Origin of the sequence: Citreimonas salinaria (assembly GCF_900107235.1) — a bacterium.
GTDB lineage: Bacteria > Pseudomonadota > Alphaproteobacteria > Rhodobacterales > Rhodobacteraceae > Citreimonas > Citreimonas salinaria.
Genome location: NZ_FNPF01000041.1, coordinates 1 through 6,749, shown reverse-complemented (window position 1 = coordinate 6,749; position 6,749 = coordinate 1). Strand labels below are relative to the sequence as shown.

8 protein-coding genes and 1 pseudogene are annotated in these 6,749 nt (G+C 67.6%); 5 read left to right on the top strand and 4 right to left on the bottom strand.

The window, feature by feature from the left end:
• From BLW27_RS20195 to BLW27_RS20180, 4 genes are all read left to right on the top strand, one after another.
• A partial coding sequence (locus BLW27_RS20195; RefSeq protein ID WP_089886504.1) for an ABC transporter permease subunit occupies positions 1 to 672 on the top strand: 672 nt, incomplete at its 5' end.
• Entirely contained in the window at positions 669 to 1,226 is a 558-nt protein-coding gene (locus tag BLW27_RS20190; protein WP_089886502.1) for a nitrous oxide reductase accessory protein NosL, read from the top strand. The genes BLW27_RS20195 and BLW27_RS20190, both read left to right, overlap by 4 nt.
• 11 nt (positions 1,227 to 1,237) lie before the next feature.
• Positions 1,238 to 2,230 (top strand): FAD:protein FMN transferase, encoded by a 993-nt coding sequence (locus BLW27_RS20185; RefSeq protein WP_089886500.1) that lies wholly within the window; start codon positions 1,238 to 1,240, stop codon positions 2,228 to 2,230.
• Positions 2,227 to 3,324, top strand: coding sequence for an NnrS family protein (locus BLW27_RS20180; protein ID WP_089886498.1), 1,098 nt, complete (start codon positions 2,227 to 2,229; stop codon positions 3,322 to 3,324). The genes BLW27_RS20185 and BLW27_RS20180 overlap by 4 nt, the downstream gene beginning before the upstream one ends.
• Positions 3,325 to 3,483: 159 nt before the next feature.
• Here the strand turns inward: BLW27_RS20180 and BLW27_RS20175 are convergent, their stop codons facing one another.
• Positions 3,484 to 3,912 (bottom strand): pseudoazurin, encoded by a 429-nt coding sequence (locus BLW27_RS20175; protein ID WP_089886495.1) that lies wholly within the window; start codon positions 3,910 to 3,912, stop codon positions 3,484 to 3,486.
• Between the two features lie 302 nt (positions 3,913 to 4,214).
• A complete protein-coding gene (locus BLW27_RS20170) occupies positions 4,215 to 4,424 on the bottom strand; it encodes a DUF1858 domain-containing protein (RefSeq protein ID WP_089886494.1) in 210 nt (69 codons plus the stop codon).
• 265 nt (positions 4,425 to 4,689) lie between these two features.
• Between BLW27_RS20170 and BLW27_RS20165 the strand changes: the two genes are divergently transcribed.
• A complete protein-coding gene (locus BLW27_RS20165; protein ID WP_089886492.1) occupies positions 4,690 to 4,917 on the top strand; it encodes a hypothetical protein in 228 nt (75 codons plus the stop codon).
• Between the two features lie 153 nt (positions 4,918 to 5,070).
• Here BLW27_RS20165 and BLW27_RS20160 read toward each other — a convergent pair whose 3' ends face one another.
• Both BLW27_RS20160 and BLW27_RS21390 read right to left on the bottom strand, forming a co-directional pair.
• On the bottom strand, positions 5,071 to 6,201 hold the full coding sequence (locus tag BLW27_RS20160) for a DUF305 domain-containing protein (protein ID WP_089886490.1): 1,131 nt from the start codon (positions 6,199 to 6,201) through the stop codon (positions 5,071 to 5,073).
• 176 nt (positions 6,202 to 6,377) lie between these two features.
• Positions 6,378 to 6,749: pseudogene (locus BLW27_RS21390) on the bottom strand (hypothetical protein); the annotation flags it as partial.

Below are 6,749 nucleotides of genomic sequence, written 5' to 3'. Positions count from 1 at the left end.
GTGATGATCGTCAGCCTGTCCAGCCTGACGATCTTTCTGATCCCGCTGATCGCGCTGCTGCTGTCGCACGACGCCGTGGTGGGCGAGGCCGAGCGTGGCACGCTTCTGCTGCTGCTCAGCTACCCCGTCGCGCGCTGGCAGATCATCCTGGGCAAGTTCCTGGGTCACCTTGTGATCCTGACGATCGCGACCACGATCGGTTACGGCGCGGCGGGGCTTGCTCTGGGTCTGCTCGCCGGCGGTCTCGGCGAGGGATGGGTCGCCTTCGCCCGCATGATTGGCAACTCGATCGCGCTGGGGGCGGCGTTCCTGGCCATCGGCTACGCGGTCAGCGCGCTGGCCCGCGAACGCGGCGTCGCGGCCGGTATCGCAGTGGGCCTCTGGCTGCTCTTCGCGCTGGTCTACGACATGATCCTGCTGGGTGCGCTGGTCGTCGACCAGGGTGCGACGATCACGCCGACGGTCCTGAACGTGCTGCTGCTGTTGAACCCGGCCGACGTCTACCGGTTGCTGAACCTCGCGGGCTCGGCCGATGCCAGCATGTTCGCCGGCATGTCCGGCCTTGCCGCCGACGCCAGCCTCGGCGCGCCGGTCCTTCTGCTGGCGCTCGGCTGCTGGATCGTCTTGCCGCTCGCGCTGGCCAGCGCGCTCTTCAAGAGGAGGCAGCTATGACTGTCCGTTTCATTGCCATCGCCCTTCTGTCTGTCGGCCTTCTTGCCGCCTGCGACGAGGACGAGGCCACGCCGCCACCCCCGCCGCAGGAGCTGACTGGTAGCGAGATCAGCCACTACGACCACATGATCGTCACCGATCACGAGGGCCCGAAGGCGCAGATCCTGCTGGAAAGCAGCGAGGATCCCGTCTGGTTCTCGTCCGTGCGCGATGCCTTCGCGTTCCACCTGCTGCCCGAGGAGCCGCGCGACATCACCGCGATCTACGTGACCGACATGGCACGCGCGCAGACATGGGCCGATCCCGGCCCCGGTGTCTGGATCGAGGCGCGCGAAGCGCATTTCGTGATCGGCAGCGCGATGCGCGGCGGCATGGGCGCCGAAGAGCCCGTTCCCTTCGGCACCGAGGACGCCGCGACGGCCTTCGCGGCCGAGCACGGGGGCGAGGTCGTGGCCTTCGACGCGGTGCCCGAGGACTACGTCCTGGGTGCCACGGCTGAGCCGATGCAGATGGACCACGGGGGCATGTCGAACATGGCCACGGACACGGAATGAGGAGGCTGATCATGCATTCGAAACTGCATCGCCGCCGGTTCATCGGCATCACCGCGGCGGCGGCGGGCGTGGCCGCCCTGCCTGCTGTGGCCGGCACCGACGGGCTCCACGTCTGGACCGGCACCGCCCTTGGCGCGCGCGCCAGCCTGCGGCTATACCATCCCGACAGTCGCACCGCCGAGGCCGCCATCCAGCGCTGCATCGCCGAGATCGGCCGGCTCGAGCGCATTTTCAGCCTCTATCGTCCGGACTCGGCCGTGAGCACGCTGAACCGCGAGGGCGCTATTCACTCGCCGCCCTTCGACCTTGTTCGGCTGCTCGATTCCGCGCGGCACCTCCACCGTACGACGGGCGGTATCTTCGACATGACCGTGCAGCCGCTCTGGCAGCTTCATGCCGCGCATTTCTCGCAGCAGCCGGTTCCAGTGGACGGACCGGCCGGCAGTGCGCTGGCCGCCGCACTGGCGCTCGTGGGGCAGGAGGCGGTGCTGGTAGAGCCGGATCGGATCGCGTTCGCCCGACCCGGGATGGCGCTGACCCCGAACGGGATCGCGCAGGGCTACGTGACCGATCGGATCGCCGAGCTTCTGCGGAGCGAGGGCTTTGCGGACGTTCTCGTCGATCTGGGCGAGGCGCGCGCATCCGGCGAGCATCCGGACGGCACCCCGTGGCGGGCGGCATTAGCCGACCCGGCGGGTGGTGCGCCGCTGCGCAAGGTCGATCTTGACGGCGCGCTGGCCACGTCGGCGCCGAGCGGTTTCGCCTTCGACCGCGCCGGGCGCTTTCACCACATCTTCGACCCGCGCACCGGTCAGCCGGCCGAGGCCCGCCCCAGCGTCTCGGTCTTGGCGCCCGAGGCGACGGTCGCGGACGCGCTTTCCACGGCCTTCGTGCAGATGTCGACCGACGACATCCGCCGGACGCTGAGAGTCCACGCCGGCGTAACGGTCCACGCGCTGACCCGCGACGGCCTCAGCGAAGAACTGTCTTCGGCCGCAGGATGAGTGCCGCGTGGCGCGAGCTTCGAGGGGCGCGCATCTTCTTTCCGCTGGCGCTGAGTTTCGCGGCGCTGTGGATTCCGATCTGGCAGCTGCGGCACGCCGGCATCCTTCCGGGGGCAAGCGTGCTGTGGCACGGGCACGAGATGATCTACGGCTATCTCGCGGCCATGGTCGCGGGATTTCTGACGGTGGGCGACCGGGGGCCGCGCATCCTTGTGCTGGCGGCACTGTGGATTGCCGCACGGCTGCTGCTGCACTGGGACGCGCTGCCGGTCCTGTCCGCGCTGGTGGACCTGTCGTTCCTGCCGCTCCTGCTTGCGCTGCGCAGGCCCGCGCTCTGGTCGGGCAGGAAGTTCATGTCGCTCGGGATCGCCTGCGTCGTGGGCGCGCTGACGGTGGCGAATGCGTGGATGTTCCTCGAGCCGGCCGCCGCGTTCGAAGCGCTGCGGACGGCCGCGATGCTGGCGGCGGCGTTGCTTGTGGTCGTGGGGGGGCGTCTGGTGCCCGGCCACACGCGGGCCGCCACCCGCCGCGGCCCGGGTTTGAGCCTTGCGCGGACCGAGTGGGCAAGTGTGGCGGTGACCGCCATGCTCGTTCTTGCAGAGGTTTCGGGGGCCGCAGCCGCCGCCGGTGCGGCAGCGGGGGCGCTTGGCCTTCTGCAGGCATACCGGCTGTGGCACTGGTGGGATCGCGACGTGCTGTCCGACCCGCTTCTGTGGGGGTTGCATGCCGGATTCGGCTGGCTGGCGATCGGGCTTCTGGCCTATTCCGCCTTGCAGTTCGGGGCAGGAGGCGCGCCTGGCGACGCGTTGCACCTGATCCTGGTCGGCGCGGTGGGGTCGCTGACTCTCGTGATCGCTTTGCGTCTCATCCGGGCGCAGGCGCGCGAGGCGCAGCGGGGCGACTGGAAAGACGGCATTGTTCTGGCGCTGATAAGCCTTGCGGCGCTTCTGCGCGGCGGCGTGCCACTGGTCGCGCCGGACCTGCTGGGCGCCGCCGCCGCGACCGGGGGCATCGTGTGGAGCGTCGCGATGCTTCTTGCGCTGGCCCTTTACGCCCCACGGTTGCTGGGCCGCCCTAAGGGCGCGAAAGCCTGAAAGAACGCCGGCCCTGCGCGACGTCTGAAGTCGTCCGGCCCTGACCTGCAACGCCAGCAAAAGCGCAGCGCGGAACGCAAAGGGCCGCCCTGAGGAAGGGCGGCCCGTCGTGCCTTTTGTCTCTTCATTGGGCGGCGCGTGGGCGCCCCCCCGAACGCCTCATTCAACTTGGGCGAGCGCGGCGTCCATCCGCTTGGTGGCCTGACCGGGATGCTTCACCGCCTTGGCGGCCTCGATGTCGCCCACGTCACCGACCTGAACCACGGCCACCATGCCCATCGCGTAGTGCGGCTTGCACTTGACGCCATAGATCCCCTCTTCGGTGAAGGTCACGCTGACCTCCTTGTTGATCGCGCCGGCGAAGGGCTCGGCCCCGGCGGGCAGCATGTCCGGGATGGTCTCGGCGTTGTGGCTCTTGTCGGTCGGCACGAAGGTCACGGTGTCGCCCGGCTCGACCTTGATGTAGGCGGGCTCGAACACCATCATGCCGTCGGCGCCGCGGTTGAGCATCTGGACCTCGTAGGTCGCGGCCTGCGCGCTGATGGCGAGAGCACCGAAAGCGGCGGCGAGAGCGATCGTGCGAAGCATGATATTGTCCTTTCGTCATGCGTGTCTGTCCCCCTCCATATGGGCTCTCGCGCGGCGGCGGACTTTGCGCTCGATCAACCTGCTGACGATTCTCGCGTCATATTTTGAGCGAGGTGTCGAGCCGGATGCGCGGCATGAAGGGGGGCGCGTACCTTGGTCCAACTGAATTGCCGGCGCGACGGCGGGCGCGCGCCTGCGCAGCCGGTCAGCCCCGCGTGTTAGGTGGGAAAGGTGAAGAGAACGCAGGCCCGGTGCCGGCCGTGGCCGGCAGCCGGGTGGTCCAACGGGGCCTTCGCGTCGCGTCAGGTGCGGACGGTGGCGGCCAAGGCCGCACGGAATTCGGCCTCGTCGACGTCATGCTCCCGGCAGGCGTCGGTCACGGTATGGAACCGACCGATCACGCAGCCGACGCAGAGCATCCTGTAGCGCAGGAAGACCGCGATCGTCTCGGGCCACCTGTCCATGAGATCGCACAGCGCCAGGTCGGGCGCATCCAGGGACGGCGATTGCATCAGACACTCCTCCGGCACTTGGGCCTCGGAACTCTGCAAGAGGCGCCGCCCGCCTTCTTTGCGCCTGCGCAACCTTTCGCCTTCTGCGGGTGCCGGTGGGCGCGATAGCGCAGCCAGACCGGTCGAAGCCAGTTTGCGCCAGCGCAAACTTCCCGCACATTTTCAGTGTCTTGATGGTCCTTCCGCACTGATCCGCCTGTCGGCCGGTCGGCAAGGGATCTATGTTCGCGGTGTGGGAAAAAGGACAATCGGAAGGACCCAGACGATGTTTTCCAGGCACGCCCAAGCCATCCTCCTGACCTCAGCCGCGGCGCTCTTCGCGCTGTTCGCGGTGGGGCTCGGCGCCATGCTCCTGACCTCGGCGGGACTGGCCGATCCAAGCGCGATCGCGGAACTCGGAGAGCCGATGCGGGTCGCACTTGCAGCCTTCGGCGCGGTATTTGTGGCCGCGGCCCTTCATTTTGTGTTGGGTGGCCGCCGCCAAGCCCGTTGACGCTGTGGCCGGTCGCGCGGCGGCAGGCCCCAATTACAGGCCGGGGCTGCGGAGGAGTTAACGACCCCGCCGAAGCGCACGGCGGGGTGCATCAGATTTTTCAATTTTCGCCGTCGGTCTGAAGACGGAAGCTCCGGAGGTGCGCCTCCTGGGTCACTGCGCGCTGCGCGTGTAAAGTACGATGCCTTCGTCCAGCACGTCGAACGCGACGAGGCGGTCGAGCGACGCGCCGGTTCGGCTGAGGGCTTCTTCCACCACTTGATGCCCGGCCATAGCTCCGCGGACCGTGTCCACGTTGGACTGGTGCGCTGAAAGCATTTCATCCAGCGTCCTCAGCTCCGACTCCTGCAGATACTCGTCGAGAGAAACGACTCGCGTATTGTCTGCCGAGAAATCCGGCGCTCGCTTTAGTTGCGCAAGCTCGGTCGATGGCTCCTCGATCAGCGCGAACACGATCGCGGGGTTGACGATGCCAAGCTCTCCGGCGGCCGCGGCCGTTTCGGGCTGCCCGACATCATCAGGCAAGGTGCGTGTTGCCGTCTGCGGATCCGTCTCGACCTGCTCGTGCTGATAGTTCTCGCCGGTCTGAACGTTGGGCTGCTCGGTCTGCGGGGTGTGCTGCCGCTCGCCAGTCTGGCCTTCGGCACCGATGGCTTCCGTATTATCGCCTGTCGAGTCATCGCCTGACGGGACTTGCGCTGCCGATGCCCCCTGGAGCACCGAGCGTGCCGCCGCCATCTGGTCCTCGAGGCGGGGTTTCACTGCGCCGGCGAGATCGGCAAAGCGCGCGTCCTCGCCCAGATACGACCACGCGTCTACGATGGAGGGATAGACCGTCGTCACCCATGCCGCGAAGACCTGGTCGAATTGCTCGCCGTTCAACGCCTTGAGAACCTCCAGGTCGGCCCGCACATATGCGCTCAGGAGCGGGGAACCGTCGCGCTGATCGCCCGGCACGTCGAGTCGGTCCAGGACTGCCTCGCCGAGAAGGATCATACGGTCGCCCAGATCCCGGACAGTGCCGTCTGCGTATTTCATCGCCGCCATGTTGCCGTATTGCTGCAAGGCAAAGGCACTCGCCGCGGCGGTCAGGTATGCCTGCTCCAGGTCGGCAGCCATCCCGTTCGCCGCTGCGCCCACTTCGGGCAGTTCGATACCGTCGTGAGTTTCGGGCAGGTCGTTGCGGTAGACGTCGCTGTCGGAGGTGGTGCTTGTCGATTGTGCCGCCACCGGCAGGGGTGTCATCAAGGCGCAAAGCGCCACACTCGTCATCAAGACACGCATGAGGATACCTCGTGTTGCTTAGCACTCCATGCGGGGAACCGGCGGAAAGGCCGCATGTTCCGTGCCGGAACCCGATTATCACCTCGGTTGTGCGACGACGCGTTGTGGTACGGGCGCGGGAATGCCCCATGTCCGGGGCAATCTCCCCTGATCCTCGCGTTGTGGGACCAAGTGCGCTATCGGGCCGCGCGCCGCACCACCCGCAGCGGGAGCTGTCGAAAACCGCTGCCTGGGTAGACGTCGCGGACCGGCGGCTTGCCCGCTATCGGCGCGATCTCTTGCGTGGCGGCGAGGAGGTGGTCGATGATGAGCCGGAGTTCGAGGCGGGCGAGAGGCGCGCCCGGGCAGACATGGATGCCGGCTCCGTAAAGCAGGTTCAGACCCGGATCGCGGTCGAGCCGGAAGGCCTCGGGATCACCGAATACCCCTCGTCGCGATTGGCCGACGCCCAGATATAGCGCGACAATCTGGGTGAGATCAGCGCGACAATCAGGATAAGAGTCCTTGGCCGCGACGAGGTCACATTGGACGGTCTGCGTATCGCGAGC

Bases quoted from the DNA above. Each gene is read 5' to 3' on its own strand.
- BLW27_RS20165 (WP_089886492.1), top strand. From the start codon at position 4,690: ATGTTTTCCAGGCACGCCCAAGCCATCCTCCTGACCTCAGCCGCGGCG.
- BLW27_RS20190 (WP_089886502.1), top strand. From the start codon at position 669: ATGACTGTCCGTTTCATTGCCATCGCCCTTCTGTCTGTCGGCCTTCTT.
- BLW27_RS20180 (WP_089886498.1), top strand. From the start codon at position 2,227: ATGAGTGCCGCGTGGCGCGAGCTTCGAGGGGCGCGCATCTTCTTTCCG.
- BLW27_RS20170 (WP_089886494.1), bottom strand. From the start codon at position 4,424: ATGCAATCGCCGTCCCTGGATGCGCCCGACCTGGCGCTGTGCGATCTC.
- BLW27_RS20185 (WP_089886500.1), top strand. From the start codon at position 1,238: ATGCATTCGAAACTGCATCGCCGCCGGTTCATCGGCATCACCGCGGCG.
- BLW27_RS20160 (WP_089886490.1), bottom strand. From the start codon at position 6,201: ATGCGTGTCTTGATGACGAGTGTGGCGCTTTGCGCCTTGATGACACCC.
- BLW27_RS20175 (WP_089886495.1), bottom strand. From the start codon at position 3,912: ATGCTTCGCACGATCGCTCTCGCCGCCGCTTTCGGTGCTCTCGCCATC.